This is a genomic window from Clostridioides sp. ZZV14-6009 (assembly GCF_020658095.1).
Lineage (GTDB): Bacteria > Bacillota > Clostridia > Peptostreptococcales > Peptostreptococcaceae > Clostridioides.
Genome location: NZ_JAGWDG010000019.1, coordinates 1 through 22,609 on the forward strand (window position 1 = coordinate 1; position 22,609 = coordinate 22,609).

At 28.8% G+C, this 22,609-nt stretch carries 28 protein-coding genes and 1 pseudogene; all 29 read right to left on the minus strand.

The features are described from left to right. Positions 1-958: phage tail protein (locus tag KGF36_RS17215; RefSeq protein ID WP_227854912.1), on the minus strand; the 958-nt coding region annotated here is incomplete at its 3' end. Next, positions 959-1,420: pseudogene (locus tag KGF36_RS17220) on the minus strand (putative phage tail protein); the annotation flags it as partial. A 12-nt stretch (positions 1,421-1,432) separates the two neighbouring features. Further along, complete coding sequence (locus KGF36_RS17225) at positions 1,433-1,576, minus strand: hypothetical protein (RefSeq protein ID WP_227829869.1); 144 nt, start codon at positions 1,574-1,576, stop codon at positions 1,433-1,435. A 1-nt stretch (position 1,577) separates the two neighbouring features. Further along, a complete protein-coding gene (locus KGF36_RS17230) occupies positions 1,578-2,630 on the minus strand; it encodes a baseplate J/gp47 family protein (RefSeq protein WP_227483715.1) in 1,053 nt (350 codons plus the stop codon). Next, a complete protein-coding gene (locus KGF36_RS17235; protein ID WP_227829870.1) occupies positions 2,623-3,054 on the minus strand; it encodes a DUF2634 domain-containing protein in 432 nt (143 codons plus the stop codon). The genes KGF36_RS17230 and KGF36_RS17235 overlap by 8 nt, the downstream gene beginning before the upstream one ends. Next, the gene (locus KGF36_RS17240) at positions 3,054-3,380 is read right to left on the minus strand and encodes a DUF2577 family protein (RefSeq protein WP_227829871.1); all 327 of its coding nucleotides are present in this window, start codon (positions 3,378-3,380) and stop codon (positions 3,054-3,056) included. The genes KGF36_RS17235 and KGF36_RS17240 overlap by 1 nt, the downstream gene beginning before the upstream one ends. A gap of 14 nt (positions 3,381-3,394) precedes the next feature. Further along, positions 3,395-4,924 carry an NlpC/P60 family protein gene (locus tag KGF36_RS17245; protein ID WP_255287872.1) on the minus strand — a complete coding sequence of 510 codons (1,530 nt, stop codon included), beginning with the start codon at positions 4,922-4,924 and terminating at the stop codon, positions 3,395-3,397. Positions 4,925-5,163: 239 nt separating this feature from the next. Then, a complete protein-coding gene (locus tag KGF36_RS17250; RefSeq protein WP_227829873.1) occupies positions 5,164-5,799 on the minus strand; it encodes a LysM peptidoglycan-binding domain-containing protein in 636 nt (211 codons plus the stop codon). Positions 5,800-5,809: 10 nt separating this feature from the next. Further along, a complete protein-coding gene (locus KGF36_RS17255; protein WP_227829874.1) occupies positions 5,810-9,199 on the minus strand; it encodes a phage tail tape measure protein in 3,390 nt (1,129 codons plus the stop codon). 3 nt (positions 9,200-9,202) lie between these two features. Further along, positions 9,203-9,352, minus strand: coding sequence for a hypothetical protein (locus tag KGF36_RS17260; RefSeq protein ID WP_227829875.1), 150 nt, complete (start codon positions 9,350-9,352; stop codon positions 9,203-9,205). Between the two features lie 26 nt (positions 9,353-9,378). After that, positions 9,379-9,795: a phage tail assembly chaperone gene (locus KGF36_RS17265; protein ID WP_227829876.1), complete on the minus strand. Its 417-nt coding sequence runs from the start codon at positions 9,793-9,795 to the stop codon at positions 9,379-9,381. Positions 9,796-9,810: 15 nt separating this feature from the next. Then, complete coding sequence (locus KGF36_RS17270) at positions 9,811-10,251, minus strand: phage tail tube protein (protein WP_227437126.1); 441 nt, start codon at positions 10,249-10,251, stop codon at positions 9,811-9,813. A 15-nt stretch (positions 10,252-10,266) separates the two neighbouring features. Beyond that, entirely contained in the window at positions 10,267-11,322 is a 1,056-nt protein-coding gene (locus KGF36_RS17275; protein ID WP_227437124.1) for a phage tail sheath subtilisin-like domain-containing protein, read from the minus strand. After that, entirely contained in the window at positions 11,323-11,772 is a 450-nt protein-coding gene (locus KGF36_RS17280; protein WP_227829877.1) for a DUF6838 family protein, read from the minus strand. It abuts the gene before it with no gap. An 8-nt stretch (positions 11,773-11,780) separates the two neighbouring features. Further along, a complete protein-coding gene (locus KGF36_RS17285; RefSeq protein ID WP_169470315.1) occupies positions 11,781-12,137 on the minus strand; it encodes an HK97 gp10 family phage protein in 357 nt (118 codons plus the stop codon). Next, positions 12,137-12,484: a hypothetical protein gene (locus KGF36_RS17290; protein WP_227829878.1), complete on the minus strand. Its 348-nt coding sequence runs from the start codon at positions 12,482-12,484 to the stop codon at positions 12,137-12,139. The genes KGF36_RS17285 and KGF36_RS17290 overlap by 1 nt, the downstream gene beginning before the upstream one ends. A gap of 11 nt (positions 12,485-12,495) precedes the next feature. Then, positions 12,496-12,867, minus strand: coding sequence for a phage head-tail connector protein (locus KGF36_RS17295; protein ID WP_227437250.1), 372 nt, complete (start codon positions 12,865-12,867; stop codon positions 12,496-12,498). After that, the gene (locus KGF36_RS17300) at positions 12,860-13,141 is read right to left on the minus strand and encodes a Rho termination factor N-terminal domain-containing protein (protein ID WP_227829880.1); all 282 of its coding nucleotides are present in this window, start codon (positions 13,139-13,141) and stop codon (positions 12,860-12,862) included. Before KGF36_RS17300 ends, KGF36_RS17295 begins: the two co-directional genes overlap by 8 nt. A gap of 11 nt (positions 13,142-13,152) precedes the next feature. Beyond that, entirely contained in the window at positions 13,153-14,076 is a 924-nt protein-coding gene (locus tag KGF36_RS17305; RefSeq protein ID WP_021382814.1) for a hypothetical protein, read from the minus strand. Between the two features lie 24 nt (positions 14,077-14,100). Continuing rightward, the gene (locus KGF36_RS17310) at positions 14,101-14,703 is read right to left on the minus strand and encodes a DUF4355 domain-containing protein (RefSeq protein ID WP_227829881.1); all 603 of its coding nucleotides are present in this window, start codon (positions 14,701-14,703) and stop codon (positions 14,101-14,103) included. 58 nt (positions 14,704-14,761) lie between these two features. Further along, the gene (locus tag KGF36_RS17315) at positions 14,762-15,517 is read right to left on the minus strand and encodes a minor capsid protein (protein WP_227829882.1); all 756 of its coding nucleotides are present in this window, start codon (positions 15,515-15,517) and stop codon (positions 14,762-14,764) included. Further along, on the minus strand, positions 15,495-16,772 hold the full coding sequence (locus KGF36_RS17320; protein ID WP_227829883.1) for a phage portal protein: 1,278 nt from the start codon (positions 16,770-16,772) through the stop codon (positions 15,495-15,497). The genes KGF36_RS17315 and KGF36_RS17320 overlap by 23 nt, the downstream gene beginning before the upstream one ends. A gap of 22 nt (positions 16,773-16,794) precedes the next feature. Then, complete coding sequence (locus KGF36_RS17325; protein ID WP_227850730.1) at positions 16,795-18,534, minus strand: hypothetical protein; 1,740 nt, start codon at positions 18,532-18,534, stop codon at positions 16,795-16,797. 304 nt (positions 18,535-18,838) lie between these two features. Next, complete coding sequence (locus tag KGF36_RS17330) at positions 18,839-19,396, minus strand: recombinase family protein (RefSeq protein ID WP_227829885.1); 558 nt, start codon at positions 19,394-19,396, stop codon at positions 18,839-18,841. A 223-nt stretch (positions 19,397-19,619) separates the two neighbouring features. After that, complete coding sequence (locus tag KGF36_RS17335; RefSeq protein ID WP_021382780.1) at positions 19,620-20,075, minus strand: helix-turn-helix domain-containing protein; 456 nt, start codon at positions 20,073-20,075, stop codon at positions 19,620-19,622. A 204-nt stretch (positions 20,076-20,279) separates the two neighbouring features. Beyond that, positions 20,280-20,924, minus strand: coding sequence for a tyrosine-type recombinase/integrase (locus KGF36_RS17340; RefSeq protein ID WP_227829886.1), 645 nt, complete (start codon positions 20,922-20,924; stop codon positions 20,280-20,282). Positions 20,925-20,927: 3 nt separating this feature from the next. Continuing rightward, complete coding sequence (locus KGF36_RS17345; protein ID WP_227829887.1) at positions 20,928-21,470, minus strand: hypothetical protein; 543 nt, start codon at positions 21,468-21,470, stop codon at positions 20,928-20,930. A gap of 14 nt (positions 21,471-21,484) precedes the next feature. Continuing rightward, entirely contained in the window at positions 21,485-22,162 is a 678-nt protein-coding gene (locus tag KGF36_RS17350) for a Bro-N domain-containing protein (RefSeq protein ID WP_227829888.1), read from the minus strand. A 252-nt stretch (positions 22,163-22,414) separates the two neighbouring features. Then, a complete protein-coding gene (locus KGF36_RS17355) occupies positions 22,415-22,603 on the minus strand; it encodes a hypothetical protein (protein WP_227437227.1) in 189 nt (62 codons plus the stop codon). Positions 22,604-22,609 lie beyond the last annotated feature (6 nt).

Below are 22,609 nucleotides of genomic sequence, written 5' to 3' on the forward strand. Positions count from 1 at the left end.
TACTTATACTGGTATCTACAAGTTGTATATTACCAATAGAATCAGTTATCTTTTTAGATGAATAAGTAGTCATTTCACTCACTCTATTATCATCAACGGTCGCATTAATAAAATGAGTCTCTGCATTCCCATTTATCACATAAACATTTAACTCAGTTTTTGTCTCACTTCTAATTTCAATAGAATTATCATCTATAATCCTAAAGTTTGTAACTACATTCTCTTTTGTAGTAGCATCTATAATATTTACAACTATTCTTTGTGTTAATAAGTTATGTGTTACAGTTGCCTTGAATCCACCTTCTTCATCATCTACCCAATCATCAATATCTATTGTTTGAGTAGATGCTACATTAGAACCCCCTGCTATTAGCTGGTCAATTTTGATATTTTGTTTCTCATTTTCTGTGTCAATTCTAGTGTTTAACTCTGTCTTAGTAGTTTCTATGTTACTTATTAACTCTGTTTTAGTTGTATCTATTTTAGTGTCTAACTCTTGTATGTTTTTTAAAGTCGCTAAAATAACAGTTGGGTCTACTTTTAAATTCACGCTTGAAGTGTTAGAAACTACTAAAATAATTTTTATAACTAAATCTTTTACACTTCCCGAATCAGCAGTTGGTTTATATGTTTCAGGATATTTAGATACTGCAATTAATTGATTTAACGAGTCAAATATACCTACTTCCCTTATCATAAATCCACCAACGCTACCTGGTATTACAGTTTCTATTACTATCCAGTTAGGATTTTCTTCATCTACTTTTACATTGTTTACAGAACCTTCCCAAACTACTTTTTTAAGTGTTGTCTGCTCTTCTGTTGGATTATATTCTGTTCCTGCTCCATCACCAAGTTGTAATTTCACCAAATCTACTTTATTGCCAAGTGCTGTAGCATTTGCAATAGATGCCATACCTATCTTTGTTAAAAGGGTATAATATTTTTGTTCTGCCAATTATATCACCTCCTGTTTTGGGTATAAAGTTACTTTTTCCATACTCCTATCATTACCTGTAGCTATAGTTAATTCTCCAAAACTTTCAAAGTTTGTTGGAGTATATGGGTATATGGTAACTGTTTCACCTGTATTCGTTGTAGAACCTGCAAACATGTGATTTTTATTGAATAAAATCATCTCAAATTTGTGTTCAAGATGACATGGTTTTATTTCTTCTATTTTCTTATCTAACTCCAAGATAGTGTTATAACTACAATTATTTGTTATAAAACTAAGTGTAAAACTAAATAGATTACTAAATACCTCTACATCAACATTAGTCTTTGTGTAAGCTTCTGAGATTGCCTTTATAACTTCTATTGTAGTTGTACCCTTACCTCTTAATTTGGCTTTTATATTACTTCTTCTAGTATTAAAATCCAACTTAGAATTTGTTTTTATTTTTAATAGATCTTCCCAGTCATCAAGCCCTCAAGTTGCTGTATCTATAAAAAACTGATCTAATAAATCATTCTTTTCATCAAGTAATGTTAGAAGTTCATTTTCAAGTGCATCTTGAATTTGTATGTCAATTTCATTGTTTGCAAAACTTGGTAAGTGGTCAATTAACTTCAATTTAACTCACCTCGATATTAAATGTAACATTTGAAACAGCAGGAACTTTTTCTTCATCAACTATTATGTTTTTAATATCTTCATTTATAAGTAGATTTTTTATATCATGCACTCCTTCTATGCTTGCTAATAAACTCATTATTTTTATATAAATAATCTCTCTTGAATTTTCTATTAAATAAGAATTTATAATATCTAAGAACACAACTTTTATGGATTCAATATCATATCCATTTTCAAGTGTTAAAGTCGCACTAATAGTAATATCAAAAGTACTTGGTGTAACAATTGTAACAGTAGGTCCAATAGGTTTTTCTTCTTCTATATGTTCAGCACATCTTTGTAATACTTCATTGTCAACTGATTGATTGTTTTGACCATAAATTAGAATTTTAATTGTACCTGGTCCATCCCAACAAGGAATTACTTTTGCATTATAAACACCTTCAACCTCTAAAGCCCAAGACTGGTAATGTGCTTTATTTCCACTCGTTGCTTGATTTTTTTGTATTTTATAGAACCTTTCTTTTAATTCTTCATCAGTTTCTATTTCTGTTCCACCCTTTAGGTCCAGTTCATTATAAATTTTAGTTACACCATTTATATTGTCTATAAGTTTAAATTCTGTGTTAGCTGATAAATTGTACTTAACGCCAACCTCCAAAGCCTGTATAGGGCTTACATTTAACTTACTATTTTCATCTATTGTAATATCTTTAATAACTACAAATAGTAAATCACTGTGAGATACTATTGTTCCATTTGGTATTTGAGTTCCCATTTTGCCTTCAAATGTTACTTCACCTATTGCTTCTGTACCTAACTTTCTATATACTCCAAATTCATTGACTCTTCTATCGAGAAAATCGTCAAAATTATCTTGAATAAAAACTCTTTTATGTATATAAGAAAGTTCTATATATAACTGTGCAAGTTCTGAATTAACAGGTGAAACTATATTATAAAGAGAAGATCCTTGACCTTTGTAAAGAGGAAGGTCTATGTTATTTAATGTTCTATTATTTAAGGTACTAAATGTTTGGTTATCATACAAAAGTAATCTTCTCCTCTCCATAGATTGTTTTTATATTCAAATTTATAGATAAATTATCATCCTTAAATTCTGTATTTGTTACATTAACTTCTAATATATATGGATTAATTAAGAGTGCTTCTTGTATATACCTTTTTGCTTCACTTTCAGTAAGGCCTTTAGTATACTTTTGTCCTATGAGATTTTTTATATCTGTTCCATAATCCCAAGTGTATATTAAATGAACATACTTATCTGTCTTTATAGTTTTATAAATCCATACTTTGATTGCTTCATTTCTTTCAACTACTTTAAAGTCTCCATTTTCAATTATCTTTTCATCTTTTTCAAAATTCCAAGCAAATTCCTTGAAAATAGGTAATTCTTCATTGGATGGAGAAGTATAATCCTCTGGAACACCCATGAAAGGGAAGATTGTACTCATTATAAACTCACCAACTTACTTACAACGGCAAACTTATCGCCTATTTTAAACATTATTACCATATCTCCAGATTCGAGATTATTAATAAAAGGATTTTTTATATTATGTTTGTGTTCTTGATTTATTTCTGTTTCAAATGTTTCTATCTGACTATTAAGTATCCAACTATCTATTAAAAGATTTTCTTTTTCCAATAAAAGAGTATTTATCTCTATCTTTAAATCTGGCAATTTATCTTTAACTTTACCAATAAAAAAAGAAGGCTGATTATGATATTTACCTTCTTTTCTCATTATTCCTATAAATTCATTAATTGGATCTGCCATTCTATCACCTCTTTTTATAAAACTCTTCGAGCTGTAGCAAAGTTTTTAGTGTAATAACTACTGCTTGTTTTGCTTATTTTAACTACATCACCTGTTTGTGGGGCATGTAGAAATTCTCCATTACCTATATATAAACCAACATGACTAACTGGATTATGGAAAAATACTAAATCTCCTGCTTGCAAATTACTTTGTTCTACTTTTTTACCAACTTTAGATTGTTGACTAGATGTTCTTGGTAAATTAACATTAACCTTTTTAAAGCAATATACCATAAGTCCAGAACAGTCAAAGTTACTTGGTCCATTGCCACCCCATTTGTATGGTTTTCCTAGATGTTTTTTTGCCTCTGCTATTACTGCTTTTGCTCTTTCTGTCATGTTTCCAGCATAACCACCTATTACTATTTTTCCTTTTCTTCTTCCAAAAGCCATCATATCTTCTACATTTCCAAATAAAATATCTATGTGATAAGTTCCATCTTTGTCTATAATTATGGCAGATCCAACATCATTTACTTTGTATGTTCCATCTCGATTTGAAACTCCTGTAACTAATTGTATTTCATCACCATATTTTAATAATGGATGTTTATCTAAGAAATCTTTTGTATAGTAAGATTGTTTGAAAGCACCAACCATAGGGGCGGCACATGTTTTTTTAGAAGGGTCTAATTTTTTCTTTCTACAATCTGTATCTCCACCCTCAGATTTTCTAGGACAATAAGCCGTAAATTCAGCAGGAAACTCTGTTCCTCCAGTATACTCTGAACTGCCATCTTCTTTTTGTTCATCTTGACCAGCAGATTTTTCATCCATAATGTTTTGAAAGTTAAGTTCAAGTTCAATCTGATAATCTCCATTTTGCCAAATATGTTTATCTGTATCTATATAAAAAAGTCCTATTAATTTTGTATATGAATCTTTTACTTTTACACCTCTACCAGTTATACAACTTATATCACCATATCCTTTTAAAGAGCAAGTTCTTTCTATGTCTTTAAACTCATTATCTATATCTACAGTGTCATTTTCTTGTTGTTGTATTACCTTTTGCATAATTACTCCAACATTTTTAAATATAGAGTCATTTATTTTTTCGTTAACCTTATTGCCATACTGATCAACAACCAGTACTTTATTTTTAACATTCTCCATACTTTCTGAAAAAGTTGTATTAATAAGATTAAAACCTTCTTCAAAGGTAATATCTAGAGTAACAATTCCTTTTTCAATGACATTAAATTTATCAAGATTGGCTTCTATCATGTATTTTTTCTTTGTTGTTTTGCTTGCTTCTGTATAAACACTCATTATAGTGTCATATCCATTTACACCAATAAACATCTTAGTGTATTTAACATTAGTCTTAGGTAAATTACCTAGTGGGAGTTTATTATCTGTAAAAACTTGTTTAGCAATATCTTCAACTAATTTATCTTTAAAATTATACGAAACTTCACTTTGTAAAAGTAAAAAACCCATATCTTTTGCAGTAAAATCAATACTGTTATTACTTGAATCAAGAGATCTGTCTATTATCATGCCTCTAAAAATCTCTTTATCATCTACATAGAAACAAATTGTACTTGCCACTGGAATATCTATTTGCCTAAAGTTAATATCAGATGATGATTGAATTATAGAAAATTCAAGTGTTCTTGATGGTGATCTATAATCTCCAGACCAGGTACATTTGTCTACTAAATCAGTTATATTATATATATTTCCGTTTTTTATATGAACTTGTATTTTGATTTTATTAATTATAAATCACCATCCTTTTATGGTATTATTAAAATCCATCCATTTTGTATTATGTTTGGGCTTTTAATTTTATCCTTATTGGCTTCGTAAATTTTCTGCCAAAGGTCACCATTTCCATAATATTTCTTAGCTATCTTAAAAAGAGTATCTCCTTCAACAACCTTATGTGTTTTTTGCTTAGTATCAAACCCTTTTGTTAGTGGAACATTCTTTTCAGAAGATAACTTTTCATCATTATTAATGTTTACTTTAGATATTTGTATCCTTCTATATTCTTTTAAACTTAAGGTAAAATAAACATCTCTTGAACAATCTTGCTCTTTGTAATTAAAATCTGCTATGATACATTCAAAGTTTACATTAGTTTCTGTAATTATAAATCTTAATATAAATCCCTCTTTCATCCAACCTTGTATTAAATTTACGCAATCATAAGGTTTTGGGAATCCATTGTAATTACAGAAACTATATTCTTGACTTGGAAAAAGGGACGTTATTTCTATATTCTTAAGTCCAACCCCTCCAAATACTGCGATATCTCCAATGCTTAATATGTTAGATGTATTTATTGTTGCATTTCCATTTATCTCGAAAGAAGGTGGTAGAATAGGGAATCTAAATGCATTATCTGCTTGTCTTAACCATATTTCCATTAGATACCTCCTAAAGAACTCCTCCAGCATTTGCAAGAGATATTTTTCTGTTTAGTTTTTTTACAATTTTATCTATGTCTGCTTCTTCCCTTATAATTATTGTATCTGCTAACTTATCAAGAAATAAACTTCCATTTGAGCTATTTCTCTTATATTGATTGGCCTCTTGTTTAGTTAAAAGTTTTTCTCCTTCATGTGCTCTAATTAGATAATCATTTCTAGGAATTCTATTTATACCAAACGCTCCTCTTGTATTAGTTCCAGCAGCATCTGCACCTTTCCCTATTTGTAAGTTAGGACCTTTTTTAAATATTTCTATTGTTCCTTTAATTGGATGTTTAAAAAATTCTTTAAGTTTATTCCAAGTCTCTTTTACTCCTTTAACTTTATCTTTAAAAAATGAATCAGCAAGATCTATTACAGGTTCTAGTATTCCGCTAACTAAATCGACCAAACCATTCCATATAGATTTAACTATACCTACTCCGCCATCAAATATTTGTTTAAGGCCATCCATTGTCTGGTCAGCATTTCCTGTTATAAGTCCCATTACAACATTTATAATTCCAGATATAAAAGATATAATTCCGTTTATAATTCCAGAAACAGTTGTTATTATTGCTGTTAATGTATTTAAAAACCATATAAATGCTAAAATTATTCCACCAACAACACCAGCTATTGCTATTCCTATAGCTGGTAATAATTGTTGCCCTATTTGTGATAGGAAAGGCATAAATCTTTGAAACCAAGCTTTAACAGGGGCAAGTGCTTGACTTAAGTTTTGAAATGCTAACTTTATGCCATCGGTAGACTTTTTCATATTGTCCATTGGTTGGCTTACCTGGTCTACTGTATCTCCAACCTGTTTGGCTGGAGTAAAAAAGTCAGTAATTGCTTTTTTAACCTTATCAAAACACTCTTTCAAATTATCTAAATGAGGTTTTAAAGGTTCAAATGCTTTTACTAGATTATCTATATTTGTTTTAATATTTCCAGCTAATATATCCTTTAATTCATTAAATTTATCTTTTATTGAAGTTATTGACTCCTTAAATTTATTCTTAAAATTTACTCCAGAATCCTCTAGAATCTTTAGTGCAGGTTTAACATCATTTAATATCTTATTTTGCAGTTCTGTAAATTTAGTCTTTCCAGATTCAACACCTTGACTTATAGAATCTGTCATAGGTTTAATAAAAGTTTTAAAATTACTAAATGAACCTTCTAAATTTGCCATTGTTTGTTTTAAGCCACCTGTATTTGGTGTAGATTTTCCAGCTGCATCTGCCGCTTTACTTCCAGGTATATTCACATTTGTTTTAGTAGATATTTTTGCGGTTGCTTCAATTGGATTTTCTAAGAAGGTTCTTAAATCTCTCCATTTATCTGTAAGCCATTTCGCTTTATCCTTAAATAAACTATCTACAATATCAGCCACTGCTTCTATTGGAGCAGTTATAAAATCTATGAAACCTTTCCAAATTGATTTTATAATTTTTACTCCGCCATCAAATATTTGTTTAACTCCATTCATCATCTTTTTACTATCACCTGTGACAATGCCAATAATTAAATCAAATATTCCATTTAAAATAGATGCTAGACCATTTAATACATTAGTTATAGTATCTACAACAGCTCTAAATGCCGTTGCCAAAGTAGATAAAATTAAAACTAATTTTGCTATATGAAACCCTATTACACCAATTAAGACAGGCCCTAACACCTTCATTATCACACTACCTAAATTTAATATAGATGCAAATAATGGTCCAAGTGAAGATAATAATTCTTTAAATTTTTCACCTAATTGTTTAAGTGCAGGCATACAAAAACTTACTATAGGTTTTGCGAATTCTACAAATGATTTTACTAATGAATTAACTTTATTTCTAAAGACTTCAGACTTAGTATAAGCAACAGTAAATGCTACTGACAATGCAATTATAGCTGTTATAGTCCATCCTATAGGACCCATTACAGCCAAAAATACTGCACTTAATGGTTTCATCCCAATTACAAAAGCTCTAAAAGCAACTTTTGCTCTTAGTATTATTGGAACGAAGAAACTAAATACACCTATAGCTTTTGAAACAATTAAAGATACTGCTCCTATAGTTAGTAAAAGTACGCCAAATGCTCCAACTGAAAGCATTACATTAGTGATAACTCTTTTTATTGGTTCACTTAAGTTATTGAACCAAACCGTCATTTTAGTTAGATTATCAACAACAGATGCTATTGCTGGCTTTAGTTGATAGTAAATAGTAATTCCAGTTTCTTCAAGGGCTGATTTTAAGGTTGCAAGTCCACCCTTAGTATTATCTTTCATTACATCAGACATTGTTTTTAAGGCACCTTTTGAATTATCTATTTTTTTCTTTAAGCTATCATACTCATTTCCAACTCCATCAAGTAACTTTTGTAACGTTTTTAATTGAGTTTTTCCCCCTATGGCTGCTAAGTAATAATTTTTCTGTTTATCAGTCATATCTTTTGTTTTATTTGCAACTTCTTTAAGTACATTTGACATACCTTTAAATTTACCCTGATTATCAAATGCACTTACTCCAAGTTTTTTCATTGCCTTACCTGCTTGGCCTGCACCTGTTGTAAGGTTTATCATGATTGAGTTTAAAGCATGGCCTGCATCTGTACCTTTAACTCCTCTATTTGCAAGTATTCCCATAATAGCAGTTGCTTCAGATAATGGAACTTTTAAGTTACTAAATGTACCTCCTGCAACATTAAATGCTTCCATTAACTGTTGTATGTTTGTATTTGATTTAGTAGATGCATTTGCAACCTTATCTAAGTACTCACTTAATCCAGCGCCAGCTAGTACTTTGCCACTTTTACTTACTTTATCAACTTCTAAACACATAGAACTCATACTATCAGTTACTAAATCAGATGCTAAACCAAGGTCCATAGATGCTGCTTCTGATAAGTTAAGTACTGGCATTAAGGCATGCATTGATTTTTGAACATCCCATCCAGCAAGTCCCATATATTGAAGTGCATTGGCAGAATCAGCAGCAGTTTTAGTTGTAGCTTTCCCAGCATCTCTAGCAGCCTTTGACATAGCTTCAAAATCACCTGGCTTTAAGGAATTTCCAAATGTAGCCTTAACTTGAGACATGGCACTTTCAAATTCTGTTCCAACTTTTGTTGCAGCAGCAAATGCCCCACCAACTCCAGCAGTTATAAGTCCTCCTGCTTTTAATGCACTTGTACCAACACTTTTTAAATTGTTCTGGACATTATTTAATGCTCTTGATGCTTGAGAGGATGAATCATGCAAAGCCCTAGTATTAGCCGTCACTCTTCTTAAAGTTGAACTTGCTTCATCTCTCATTTTTATTACTGCCTGTAAAACTTTTGTACTAGAACTCATAGATTAAAACAACCTCCCAGCACCAAATTTTATTTCTTCTTTTCTTTCATCCAACTCTTGGTCCATAAAAACACTAACAATCTTTGTTTCACCTTTAAGCATGTGAAAAGAAACGGATGGCATTATCCCTTTATACTTAAATAATAAGTACATTAAGTTGACTTTTCCATCCGTTTTAATTAGTTTTTTATTTCTTTATCTTTTTCCTTCTGTCTTTTTCTATCGCCCTCTGCATCTATACCATTTACCTTATTAACTTCTTCATATAAATTATCAATCTCTCCAGCTAATAGTAACTTTTTTATAAGGTCTTTAGGAGTTACCAGTCCGAACTTTTCTACAACTTCCATATTTCTAAACATTGGGCATGATTCAAGTATTGTGTTCACCTTAAGTTCGTAAACATTAATACTCTCTAAATTGCCACTATCAACATCCATTGAATTAACTCTTATCTCATCAAAACGTTCTGGATCAATGGCATTACATTCAATTTCTAAAGTGTCATCTAACTTTTTACAATACAATTCATATATACTAGATGGCATTTTTAATTTACCTGCATCCATTTTTAATAATTTTTCAACTGTGTTCATATAATAAATTTCCTCCTATTTTTCCTTGATTTTATCTAAGTATTTAAAACCTTCAAATGTAAATGGAACCTCTATTTCTCCCATTTTTCCTGCTTCCCAATCAGCTAAAGTTAAATCATCAAACATACATCCATAAAGTGCAATTCTTTCAGCTCCATATGAATCTGGATCTTGTAACTTGCTTATTATAGTAAATCTAAATGCTTTTCCTTCATTTAGCATACTTTCGATATATTCTCCAAATAAAGAACTTAGTTTAAATAATGTTATTGAACCTTTACCAGAGGCTCCCATAAATTTTTGTCCAACCATTACCTGACCACAAATTTTTACTTCTTCTTTTTCTATTTCAATTTTCGCCTCTAGTCCTTTTACAGATGTTAGTTGTCTGTTATCAATCCAACATTCCCCAAATGTACCAGATATTATTCTATTTGTCTCCATTCTAGCTCTCAAATTATAACCTCCAAACTACATAGATATGTCTAAATAGACATCTTCCATAGCATCTATTAATTTAATCTTTGCTTTTAAAAAAACGAGAGTATCTGTGTTATACTCCTTTATTTGTTGTTCTTCCATATTAAATGTATCTATATTTTGTTTTTTTAACCATTCTCTTTGTGCATCTAAATTTATTTCTACTGTTGAACCTGGATCAATGAGACCATCTTTTTCTAATTCTTGAAGATATAATTGTATTGCGACTATAAGTAAGCACTTATTATCATAGGTATTTGGGACTTTTCCTATATAGTTTTTTACAATTATCTTTTTAAGATCATTATGAATTTGGTCTAATGTATCTACTAATTTAATTTTTTTAAATATGTCACCTTTTGAATCTGTGGTTGTTGTAAAGGATGTTACCCCTCTAGCAACAACTATAGAGCCACTTTCTTTTATTAAAATTAACTCTCCATTATTTATTTTTGTATTTGCTTCAACCCTTGTTAGTTTTGGTATGTTAGTTATTTCTGGTATATTTGCATATGTTATAGACTGAGTTGATGGAGTTCCTGAGATAAAACCTGCTAACCTTGGTAGAAATTCATTCGAAGTATATTTCTTACCATTAATTTCAATATCAGTTGTTGTAAAGTTTATTATACCTTCATAATCTGCTACATTATTTGCAGTTATAGCCTTAACCTTTATTTTATTATCTTCTCTCATCTTATTAATCCAGGCCTTAATTTTAGGCAACTCTTGCTCTGTTTCCTCTGGCATACAAAGGTAATTAAACTCACAAGTTTCAAGAAAGTCTAGAGCATCATCTATTAATTCATCTACATCTAATGTGTAAACTAATATTTTATTTGGAGGATATATATTTCCTCTCATTGCCATCTTTATATAGTTTAAATTGTCAGCAGAATAGCCATTTGGAATATCTTCTATTTCCTGTATTTCAATCAATCCTGTATTCTTTGTATCTTTTAAAATAAGTGCTACAATACCACCAGAACGTTTAACAAAAGTTTTTCCAGCTTGAATAAAGGATATATTAATTTCTGGTAAACCCATTTAATCACTTCCTATCTTTAAATCTACACTTTCCATAGTTTCATATGTTTCTTTACTAAAGTAAATCTCTTCAAAATAAGATACAGTAATTAGGAAAGTTAATTTATAACCTACAGAATCTTTTGATATTGAAGGAGATATATTTTCTATATTTAGACCTCTATCTTTAACCTTTATATTTCTATTAAATATTTTTTCTAATCTACTTTGTATGTCATATAGATTTAGTTTATTTTTTCTAGCTCTTTGATAATATTCAATATCTATGAATATCTTTTTAGTATCTAAAACTTTATTTGCAATATTATTAGAAACAGGTAAAAGTTGCACAAAAAAACAAGCCTCCTCAAAGCCTTGTATATTATCCTCATTAATAAAAATATCTGTATCTCTAAACTCATTTTCTATTCTTTCATTAACTGCTATTATAATATCTCTGTTTGTAAGCAACCAATCACCTACCAATCAAATAAATTTGCTTTTGCGCTTGTCATATTTTCTTTTGTTTTTTCAATTCCCTTTTCAACCATAAAAGAACCAGGGACAATGCCACCATTTTTAGTTGAATGGCCATCATTTACTAAAGTAGCATATTCAACCTTATCTTCAACAATATAAGTATCATATTCAGGCTGATTTTCTTCCCATCCATTTTTTAACTTTTCAGTTCTCACAGGTGTTTCATCTCTTATATTTTCTGCTAGTTCTTGCCCAGTTTCTTTTGTAAACTTCTTGATTTTTCTATTAAAATTTGATGCATTTAACTTTAAATCTAAGGCTAATGCTTCAAAAACTCCTAAATTATCTATTCCCATTATATTCTCTCCGCTTCTGTAATAGGTATTTCCATATGGCTTGGATATATATTTGCCCTAGAAACCTTAAATATAGCTTCTTCTCCATGACTATAAGTTGCATTTATAGTGTCGCCTGTTTTTATATCTACTTCTGGTCTACAAAATAACTTTCTATTTATGACTATAACTCCAATATCGCCACTTACAATGGCTTCTTCTTTTCTTGAAATTGCACATGGGATATTCTCAGCTATAATAATATTACTAAAATCATTAGAACATGTTTCTTGATTCCAACCTTTTGACTTTCTGATGATAGTCATTTTATCAAGATAGGTCATTTCTAATATATCTGCCTCTGTCACTTAATCACCCCTTAGTACATATTAACAACACAAAATGGACTTAGAAATTTTTTATCAGCATCAGTTAAAAAAGATGATGAACTTATGCTATTTTCAGCAGTTTGCAATGTTAAAGTATTATATTCTATTTTTGTATCACCTCTAGTTATAGCTTTTAAGTTTTTTTCTAGATTATCAAGTCCACTGTTTTTCTTAAGTTCCTCAAATCTTGAAGATAATATTGATATTACTTTTTCTTCCACAAACCCTTCTAGTGCTATACTTAATTCCTGTCTAGAACAATATTCTAAAACCATTTCACTTATTTTATTTATATAAAGGATTATTAATTTATCATATCTATCATTTTCTATTCCTAAAATTAACTTAATACTATCAAGCATTGTACTCATCTAGTAATTGGATTAATTCTTCTTTAGTTTTAGTTGAATATCCCTTTATATTTTTACCTTTAGCAATTTCCATAAGTTCTGGTTTAGATAGATTAAACAAATCATTAGAGATTAATTTAACTTTTTCGATTTTTTCCTCTTTTTTATCAATATTCTCTTTAGTCACTTCTTCTAAATATATTTTAAATCCCTTTGATGCTAAATTATTACTTTCATATTCATTATTAGCAAGTCTAATAACGTTATCTTTTTTTAATACAAACATTTATTTCACCTCTACTCTTGAGTAGCCTTTGCTTGTTTTACACATGCTCTACAAAGTTTTATTGGTTCATCTAATAGCCATAAATCATGATACTTTCTATAATCTATTTTATAGGCATCAGCTGATTGATTTTGATCTGGAGTGAATATTCTTGGTTTATCTGTCTTAGATATTGCAATTGGAGCAGATGATGGAGTTATTAACCAGTTTATATCTAGTGCTTTTGGCCCTTCCTTAAAACCTCCTGCTGTCTGACCAGATGTTTTCCCATCCATGAATATATATTCTGTTTTCATTCTTTTTGATGGAACTTTTATTATAGGTACATTATCTATAGATTTTACAATTCTTTTTATATCTCCATCACCAAATTCAATATCATCAAGTTGAGTAGACTGTTCTAAGATACTTGCCACTATACTAGACATACTAATAATAAGAGGTATATCACCAGTTGAATCTTGAATTGATGCTATCTGATATTTTAATTCACTTAAAATACTCGCAGCAGATACTTCATAAGAATATTTTACACGTTCATCAACCTTAGAAACTTCTGAAAATATCTTTGAGTATCTATATGCATCTATTTCTGGTATAACATGTTGCTTTTGAAATAATCCCATTACAGAAGAGGCATTTACAACGAAGTTTGTTTCATTTACATCCATTGAATCAAGCATAAACTCTCTACTTCTATCCATTTCCATTCTTCTAGTTTCATACTCAAGTGTTATTGCTCCTGGAGCGTATCCTTTAGATCTATCATAATCCCCTAAACCATCCATAGACACTTTAGGAATCTTTACTTCTCTACCTCCATCATATATAACTTGACCAGAGTTTCTTTCCATCCATCCAGTAGTTGAACCTACCACTATTTGTGAATCCAATTCTTGTTGAAAAAGCGTTACATATTGTAATACATTAGCCATTTATAAAATCATCCTCCTCTTTTTTTAGAAACTATTTAAACCTTGTTTTATCTGCTTTCTAACCTCTGATAGTTCATTATCTCCTTCTTTTCCAGGTGGCGTATATGAACCATCTTTAATCCTTTCATCTACTCTAGATTGAATATATTTTTTCATTGAGTTTTCAAAGATATCTATATTTGCATTTGTTTTTTCATCATCATCAGATAGTAGATATTCAATTAAGTTTGTAGGTATTTTCTTTTCAACTAAAATATCCTTATATTTAGAAATCATTTCTGTGTGTCTTTTTTCTTTTTCTAATCTATCCAATTTTTCATTTAGTTCCCTTATTGCTTTTTGTTCCTCTGTTTCATTTGTAGAAGTTCTTTTTAGAACTTCAGCATTTATAAGTGTTTGCATATCATTTTTCTTGAAATGCTCTAACTTTTCACTATAATATTTACTGTTTTCTTTATCCATAAAAGACTTAAAGTTTGAATCACTTAAAATTAAGGATTTAAATTCATCTATCGTAGGACTTTTGGGTTCTTTTGACTTAAACAAGTCTAAATTTTCTAATAAAGAATCTATCTCTGATTCGTCTTCTATATTTTGTAATAGTTCTATCATTTCTCTTTTTTGCATATTTTTCTCCTTTTTATAAATTTGTACATAGTAAATACACATATCAAATCAATATGTGTTAGATAACAGGTATATATTCACATCTACAAAAACAATGTTGTGGTAATGAGGGTCTTGGTTCATTTACATAGAAGGTTAATCCATTATAAATACTACAATCATTACATGTACGAGAATCTAAATCAGCACAATACATTACTTTTATAATACCTTGTGTTTTGAAAAAATACTCATTTACTTCACTTTGGCACCTAGATACTTCATATTCTACTAATCGCCTTGTCTGACTTGCTCCAGTTGAATACTTATCTCTTATTGCTTTTTCTATCTTATTTACAGAAGTTTTTCCATTTAGAAAACTCTTTATTTCTTTTTTTAAAGACTCTTCTATACCTTTTTTATTCTTCCAAAGTCTGTCACTCCAATGTTTTCCATCAACCTTATTATTCACTATCTTATTTATAACTTTATTGTTCATATCTTTTACTTTCAGTATTACTCCTAATAAAATTATCAAATTTGAATATTTCTTCTTAGATAAATCAGATAAAATAGTTTCTATATTCTTGACTTCATCATCATAATTGTTAGAATACTCATTTATAATTTTATTAAGTTTTGACCTTAGATTTTTCTTATCTTTATTATTAATGTTTAAATATTCATTGATAATATCATGTGTTAGCAATATCTTTGCTATCTCTAATAGAAGTTTATCTCTGTTTTCTCTTTGATACTTATAAAATGGTTTTGTCCTATTTTCAGCAGATTTATATATATCTTCAGTCAATTTAGTTATCGCTTTCTGATTCATCTAATAAAATCTCTCCTTCTGAAACTATTTCCTGCTCTTTTTTTGCTTTTTCCATTTCAGCATGAGGATTATCAATAAAACTTAATTGAGATAGCCCTGTTTCAGTAGATAATTTATCTCCAAGTTGACTTACTATATTTGCTACAACTAAATCATCACGTGGTATTTTAGGTGTAAATTTAGCTTTAATATCTTTGTAATCATACCTAAAACCATATTTCTTATTAAGCCAAATACATAATAGTTTGTGTCTATTAGATAAAGTATCTGCAATACTATCATTATTTTGACTACAAATCCATTCAGTACTTATTAATCTTGCTATAACAGCTAGGCTTGATGTATTACTTTGCATTTTCTCATTATGATTTATATGGGATGTAATTTCATACATATTTTCTTTTATTGAAGATAATGTATTTTGAACAAATGTATCATTCATATCTTTAATAAGCCACTCTATTTTACCTTCTCCATTAACTTGAAGTATTCCAAGTTCCTTCATTCTTGGTAAATCTTCTTCTCGAATATTGCAGCCAGAAAAAGTTAGATAAGCATTTCTGAAATCACTAATTTCATTACTTATATCACTTAAATTAGTTTCATAAGCATCCTGTAACCCTTTTATATCATTAAATATTGTATTTTTTCCTAGTTCTTCACTTCTTTTGCAAATTGATATTGGAACATTACCATCAAATATATTGTTTACTGTGGGTTTTTCTATCTCTTTAAAGTTTGAATCAAAATGATAGATGTATTCTTTATCATATATATCTATATAAATATCATCTTTAAAATCTTTTTTAAATTCTCTAAAGAAATAGATAATCTCTCCATCTTCATTTTCATAATGACAGCCATCTGTTGGTTTTATTATTCTTACTTTCATTTCATTGTTTTTTACATAGTAAAGTTCATAACAAAATCCAAATAATAGTGTATATCTCAATAAATCTGAATCATGCTTTTTACTCCAATGGCAAGTATAGTATTCTAAATCATTTATAATCTTCTCATCACCCAATCTACTTATATAGGTGATTTTATTTGCGAGAGAATAAGCAACTTCTTCATTAATAAACTTTTTTAAGAAATTAGTGTTTATCTTATTATTAGATCTCTTGGTAACCATTTTATAGTTACTAATAGCATCTGTTTCACCTTTATAATACTTATACATAGTGTTGTATTCTTGCTTTTTTAAACTCCAGTCCTCATATATTTCTCTTAATAAACTTAAATCTATTTCCACTTAATGCATCACCTCCATACAATCAAAGACCTAAATTTCTTCTATCTAATAGTGTAATACTTTCATTTACTTTAATATTAAAAATCCTATTTATAAATTCTGCTGATATATCTGGTGCATCATCATGTAGAGAGTACTTTTGTCCTGTAAAATCAAGGATTTGCTGTATAAATGCCTTATCTTCTTCTGCAAAAATCATTTGACCTTTGTTTAAAACTGGAATTAAAGTAGAGATTTTATCATCCTTGTTTTTCTTCTGATGCTCATTAGTGATTTCTATATTTCTGTAGTAAAGGACATCATCATTTTTTATTTTAAGTTCTAATTGATTAGCATCTGCACCATTAAATGTGTTTTTCTCTATATAAACATGTGTTATATCTGGATATATTTTTAATAAATAAATCATGTGTCCTATATACTTATCAAAGTCAGTTCTAGCATTTATTTTAGCTAGTTCTGCTAATCTCCCATATAGTAAACCATTACCTGACTCACTCCCAACAAGAAAAGCACTATAGTCATGTTTAGATCCACCAGCAGATGCTGGGTCACATAATAGCATTGTCTTTTTGAAGTTATGTGTTTCAATACATTCTCTAGATTCAGTTCTGACTGTTTTAAACCATTTTTCACCTATTGAATTTACATCATTTTGTACTTCCTGTTTAAAAGAGGTTGGATTTTCATAATAACTTAAAGCCATATCTAAACAGTCCCAAAAACTTGGCCATAATATAGGAAATTTCATTTCTTTTTCATTTTCCCAGTAAAATTCTTTAGCATCTTCAAGATGATTTGTGTTTTTGAAATCAAATAACAACTCTTTGAATTTTAGCCATAAACCAGAATTAAATAATTCATCTACATTATCAACTAAAACTCCTTTTTCACATTTAAACTTCCATGTTGGTAAATTCTTTAGCCTACTATAGAAACATTCTTTATGTTGCAAAGTTCCTAATGCTATAAAAGTTGTTCCTCTTTTTATAGTTTTACCGTTTCTTATAACTGGTTTTTGTGCAGCATATTTTACATCATCAGAAAATCTTTTAAACTTTTTTTCTCTAGCATCTTCTGTTCTAACATTTTCCTCTGACTGATAGTCATCAAGTATGATAAGATCAGGACGATTATTATTGTATTTTCTTCCTCTCATTGGTGATGAAGATGATATTGCTTCAATAAAGGTTTTATTAGTTAATTCTAATTGAGTACTATTGCAAATATATTTTCTATCATTATCATTTAAAAGTACTCCAAATGCTTTTTTGATATACTCATTTTCAAGTAAAGCATTCTTTATATCTTTTACAAATTTTTCTGCTGTAGAACCTATATCTGAACAAATTAATGTGTACATTTTATGTTTATAACAGTGTGACCATACAGTTGTTGCCAAATCTCCAAATGCACTTTTACCTGTACCTCTTGGATAAATTCTTCCTAATTGTTGTAATCCATCTCCAATTATAGATTCTTGTATATCTTCCCATAACTCATGATGAACTTTAGCTATAGGTGCAGCAGCATTATCTTCCTTTGGTAGATAGGTATCTTGCATAAAATACATACAGAAAAATTCTAAATTTATTTTCCCAAGTTGATAGGCAAGACCATTAACACCAAAAAGATTATTTGCATTAGACTTTATAAGTACATTTGTTTCATTTTCAGCATCTTTTATTGCTACTCCATTTCTTATAAAAGTCTTTGCTAGATAACTAAATATAAGTTGTATATTTCTTTCTAAATTATCCACTCGTATTTACATCCTTTTATCTCTTCTATTTTCTTGTTAGGTTCAGTTAATAATATAATTAATAAAATGAACAATATAATTTTCTCTATAATAAAATCACCTTCTTCAAGATGTATCTCTGGTTTTTAAATTTTGCTAGAAAATTTCCAGAACTCATTTTCCATAAAAAATACTTTTTTCAAAATAGAAGGATACCCCCCTATACTTAAAAACAGTTATTTATAATTATTTCAGACATAATTAAAGGGCATAATTCTATGAATTTGCCCCACTAAAATTAACTTAAGCATATATATTGCTCTTCTTAGTTACTCTCATGGCTCTTTATTAATCTATCTAATGTTGGTCTACTTACTCCCAATTCTTTAGCCAATTGAGTCTTATTAAGTTCTCTAGTTTTATATCTATCATAATAACTACCAAAGTTCTCTATCTTAACTTCTTTACGTCCTTTGTATTTACCCTGTTCTTTAGCTATAGCAATACCTTCTCTTTGTCTTTCTAGCATGTTTGTTCTCTCAAATTCATATATTGCACCAAGCATTGTAAGCATAAGTTTTCCTGTAGGTGTACTTGTATCTAAATTTTCTTTATCACTAATTAACTTTACATGTTTCTTTTCTAAGAGCTCAACTATTTCTAATAGGTCTTTAGTACTTCTAGCAAGTCTACTAAAATCATGTACAATTATTGTATCTCCTTCTCTTACAAAATCTAACATTGCATTTAGTTGTGATCTTTTAGTATCTTTGGCACTTATTTTCTCCTGATATTTTTTTTCTACATTATGCTTTTTCATTGTAACTAATTGTCTATCTTCATTTTGTTCTGCTGTTGAAACTCTCATATAACCTACTACCATCTTTGATCCCTCCACCTATGTTTACTCTATAAATAATATTATAGCATAAATGTAAAATTAGAGTCAAAGACTTATCCTTCTTTTTGTAAATTAATTACGTTTTTAATTTTATTTTTACATCAAAATAGATATTTTACAATGTAAATTTACACCATGCTTTATTTTTACATCAAATATCTATAAAATGGTAGTTTTTTTAATTAAAATTAATGAGTATTAAGTATTACTTTTTTGTTCTTATTCTTATCTTAGCTATGGCTGCTTCTATTTCTGTTGTATCCATACCCATACCACCACTATCATCTTCTGCTTGTATAATTGTATTTGTAGGAGTACCATAGATACGATTTATAAGATACTGATTAGCTGCTAGCATAACCCTCTTATCACTCTTATCACTAGCTAATTCCTTGATGTTATTGATATAAGTTTCTAAATCCTTTAATATCAATAAGTTTCCTTGGTTTGTTAGCTCTTGTTTACGTCTGTCAATTTCTTTCCTAATATGCTCTCTGTTCATCCAGTTATAAATAGTTTGCCTAGTAACACCAATTGCTTTAGCAACCTCTGTTACTGTCAGCCCTGAAATCAATAGATATACTGCATTAGACTCATCTTCTGATAATTCTCTTAACCTCTTATAGCTATCATTAACTATTTCAACATCTTTGTCATTCAAACAATCACTCCTTTGCTTCATTTTTTATGTTTATACATTATCTTAAATTCCTCGTATAAATGTCCTTTAATAGTGTTTTTCAGACTTATTAATAAAACTATCCTGTTCTTTGCAAATTCTATCATTAAGGCTATTTAAATTTATATAATGTCCTATTGTTGAAAAACGTAACATCCTAAATATTAGATATAATATAGGATATTTCTAAACTCTTTTCCTCTTCTTCAATTTATTAGTAAATTTAGTTATCGCTTTAACTTCTTCTTCTTTATCTATTCCAATATATTTCCTTGTCATTTCTATAGTCTTATGACCTAATATTTTTCTTATAAGTTCTAAAGCATAAGTCTTATTTTCTTCTTCATCATAAATATGTCTTGCAAATGTCTTTCTTAAAGAGTGTGTTGCAACATTTTCTTTTATTCCTACCTTTTTTGCTGCTCCTTTTATTATTCTTCCTGCTTGCCTTGTTTGAATAGGTCTATTAAACTTCTTTCTCTTACCACTTTTAAATAAGAACTCCTCTCCAGGTTTATCTTGAGTATAGTTTTCTATAGCACTCTTTATTACATCAGATAAGAAAACTTCTCTATCATAATCCCTTTTTTCCTCTATAACTCTAATCCAATCCTTAGATACTCTTATCTTCTTCCCTTTTTTATCTAATTTTACATCTGTTACATCTGCAACTTTAAGTGCTAATATATCCCCTATTCTAAGTCCAGTACACATTCCAAATAGAGCTAACAAGTAATTTCTTTCATTCCATTCCTCTAAAAAATTTAAAAGCCTAAAGACATCTTCAATATCTTTTATAGGATTAACTTTTTGTCCTTTATGTGCTTCCATTCATTAAAAACACTCCTTATTCCCATAGTAATTTTTTCTTTGTCTCTCTTGAACTAACATTTTTAAATCTTCATCTACATTAGCAAAAGAATCTGTAATTATAGAGGTTATATCATTTGTAGTGTATCTTCTCTCTTTAGAATAAGTACTGGTCTTTATTCTAAATCCTAAGTCATTTACAGTTCTAGTTACTTTCACTACATTTTCTAACTGTAAATATAACTTAAACGTAACTAATTCAACATGATCAGATTCATCAATTATACTTTCTTCTAAAACTTTTAAATACAAATCTAATTTATCAATCTTAGAATGATAGTTACTTTTAATCTTCTTTTTTAGTTTCAGAAGTTTTTCTTGTTTTTTCTTTATAAAATCTAAAGAACATTCCCTTCCATACATACCAGGAGTTTCTCTCATTACATTGTCATAATACTTTAGATTGTCTGGTATATATGCAGCACTTAAAATTTCATCTGTTATATCTCGTTTAATTTCAAACACCTCTTTTAAAAATACTTGTTTTATTGCATAAAAAAATACCATCTATTTAGATAGCATTAAATTATATCTATTAATTCTTTAATTTTCCTATATATCTCTTTATAGTTCATATCTTTATCTATTAACTTAGGTAACTTCATAGATATAACTCTTTCCAGTGCTTGTATATCAAACAATTCACTTTGATTTAATTCATCTCTTTTTACATCTTTTGGGATTCCTAGTTTTTTTCTTACAAGTTCAGTAAAATGTTTATAATACATTTGAGGCTTATTACTACCTTGACTAATAGCATAATAAACAAACTCTTGTATTTCATCTGTGAAGTCTTTTCTTACTTTTTTGCCTTCTGTTCTTATGTTTATCCATTCTTGGTCTTTTTCTGTAGCAATGTAATAACCATGTATTCTAATTTGTTTAAGAGTTTTAGAAACCCACTTTGTAAATAGTTTTGCCTCTGGTTTATTACTTCTAAATGACATATTATATACTGCTTCTTCTGTAATGAAGATAGTACCAAAGTTTGGCAATTTACTTTTAAAATTTCTAGTGTCGGAATCTCCGACAGTAGACTCATTAAATTTCTTTTTATATTCTCTATCTATATTTCTTAATGTATCACGAATATTTGCTATACCTAATTCATCTCCTACATCATTTGCATTAAACCAAACCTCACTACCATCTTTTGACCATATCATCCTTATATTTTTCTCTTGCAAAACTTTCAACATACTACTACCTCCTAATCTAATAATTGAATTTTTGTATAAAAAAAGACTTAGAATATAAATTCCAAGCCATTTTTTATTTAATATATTTTTTCATAATATAATATTATCATGATTAAAAGACACAAATCGTACACAAATCGGTCATAAATCGTACATAAATCGTCTACAAAAAAGACATTATTTACATTTAAATCTATATAACTAAATTAAGAGCATACTTTACAATATGCTCTTAGGAAAGATATTTCTTGTTTATAGGTTATAATATTTCTCTAGAATTTTTATTTTTATAATTTCAAAAATAAAAATTAGAATCACAGTTATTATCATATTTCTTGTACTATTTTCTATAATATTATAACTAAACAATGCAAAAACAATGATTAATAAAATTACATTTATAGCTCCAGAAATCAAAAATGCCTTTTTCTTATTATTCATATATTC

Excerpts from the sequence above, each read along its gene's own strand:
- KGF36_RS17275 (WP_227437124.1), bottom strand. The coding sequence starts at position 11,322 with ATGGGTTTACCAGAAATTAATATATCCTTTATTCAAGCTGGAAAAACT.
- KGF36_RS17240 (WP_227829871.1), bottom strand. The coding sequence starts at position 3,380 with ATGGCAGATCCAATTAATGAATTTATAGGAATAATGAGAAAAGAAGGT.
- KGF36_RS17265 (WP_227829876.1), bottom strand. The coding sequence starts at position 9,795 with ATGAACACAGTTGAAAAATTATTAAAAATGGATGCAGGTAAATTAAAA.
- KGF36_RS17295 (WP_227437250.1), bottom strand. The coding sequence starts at position 12,867 with ATGCTTGATAGTATTAAGTTAATTTTAGGAATAGAAAATGATAGATAT.
- KGF36_RS17260 (WP_227829875.1), bottom strand. The coding sequence starts at position 9,352 with ATGTACTTATTATTTAAGTATAAAGGGATAATGCCATCCGTTTCTTTT.
- KGF36_RS17255 (WP_227829874.1), bottom strand. The coding sequence starts at position 9,199 with ATGAGTTCTAGTACAAAAGTTTTACAGGCAGTAATAAAAATGAGAGAT.
- KGF36_RS17285 (WP_169470315.1), bottom strand. The coding sequence starts at position 12,137 with ATGGGAATAGATAATTTAGGAGTTTTTGAAGCATTAGCCTTAGATTTA.
- KGF36_RS17310 (WP_227829881.1), bottom strand. The coding sequence starts at position 14,703 with ATGCAAAAAAGAGAAATGATAGAACTATTACAAAATATAGAAGACGAA.
- KGF36_RS17250 (WP_227829873.1), bottom strand. The coding sequence starts at position 5,799 with ATGGAAATATGGTTAAGACAAGCAGATAATGCATTTAGATTCCCTATT.
- KGF36_RS17330 (WP_227829885.1), bottom strand. The coding sequence starts at position 19,396 with ATGGTAGTAGGTTATATGAGAGTTTCAACAGCAGAACAAAATGAAGAT.
- KGF36_RS17355 (WP_227437227.1), bottom strand. The coding sequence starts at position 22,603 with ATGAATAATAAGAAAAAGGCATTTTTGATTTCTGGAGCTATAAATGTA.
- KGF36_RS17340 (WP_227829886.1), bottom strand. The coding sequence starts at position 20,924 with ATGGAAGCACATAAAGGACAAAAAGTTAATCCTATAAAAGATATTGAA.
- KGF36_RS17245 (WP_255287872.1), bottom strand. The coding sequence starts at position 4,924 with ATGATAATAGACAGATCTCTTGATTCAAGTAATAACAGTATTGATTTT.
- KGF36_RS17345 (WP_227829887.1), bottom strand. The coding sequence starts at position 21,470 with ATGGTATTTTTTTATGCAATAAAACAAGTATTTTTAAAAGAGGTGTTT.
- KGF36_RS17305 (WP_021382814.1), bottom strand. The coding sequence starts at position 14,076 with ATGGCTAATGTATTACAATATGTAACGCTTTTTCAACAAGAATTGGAT.
- KGF36_RS17350 (WP_227829888.1), bottom strand. The coding sequence starts at position 22,162 with ATGTTGAAAGTTTTGCAAGAGAAAAATATAAGGATGATATGGTCAAAA.
- KGF36_RS17235 (WP_227829870.1), bottom strand. The coding sequence starts at position 3,054 with ATGAGTACAATCTTCCCTTTCATGGGTGTTCCAGAGGATTATACTTCT.
- KGF36_RS17315 (WP_227829882.1), bottom strand. The coding sequence starts at position 15,517 with ATGAATCAGAAAGCGATAACTAAATTGACTGAAGATATATATAAATCT.
- KGF36_RS17300 (WP_227829880.1), bottom strand. The coding sequence starts at position 13,141 with ATGTTTGTATTAAAAAAAGATAACGTTATTAGACTTGCTAATAATGAA.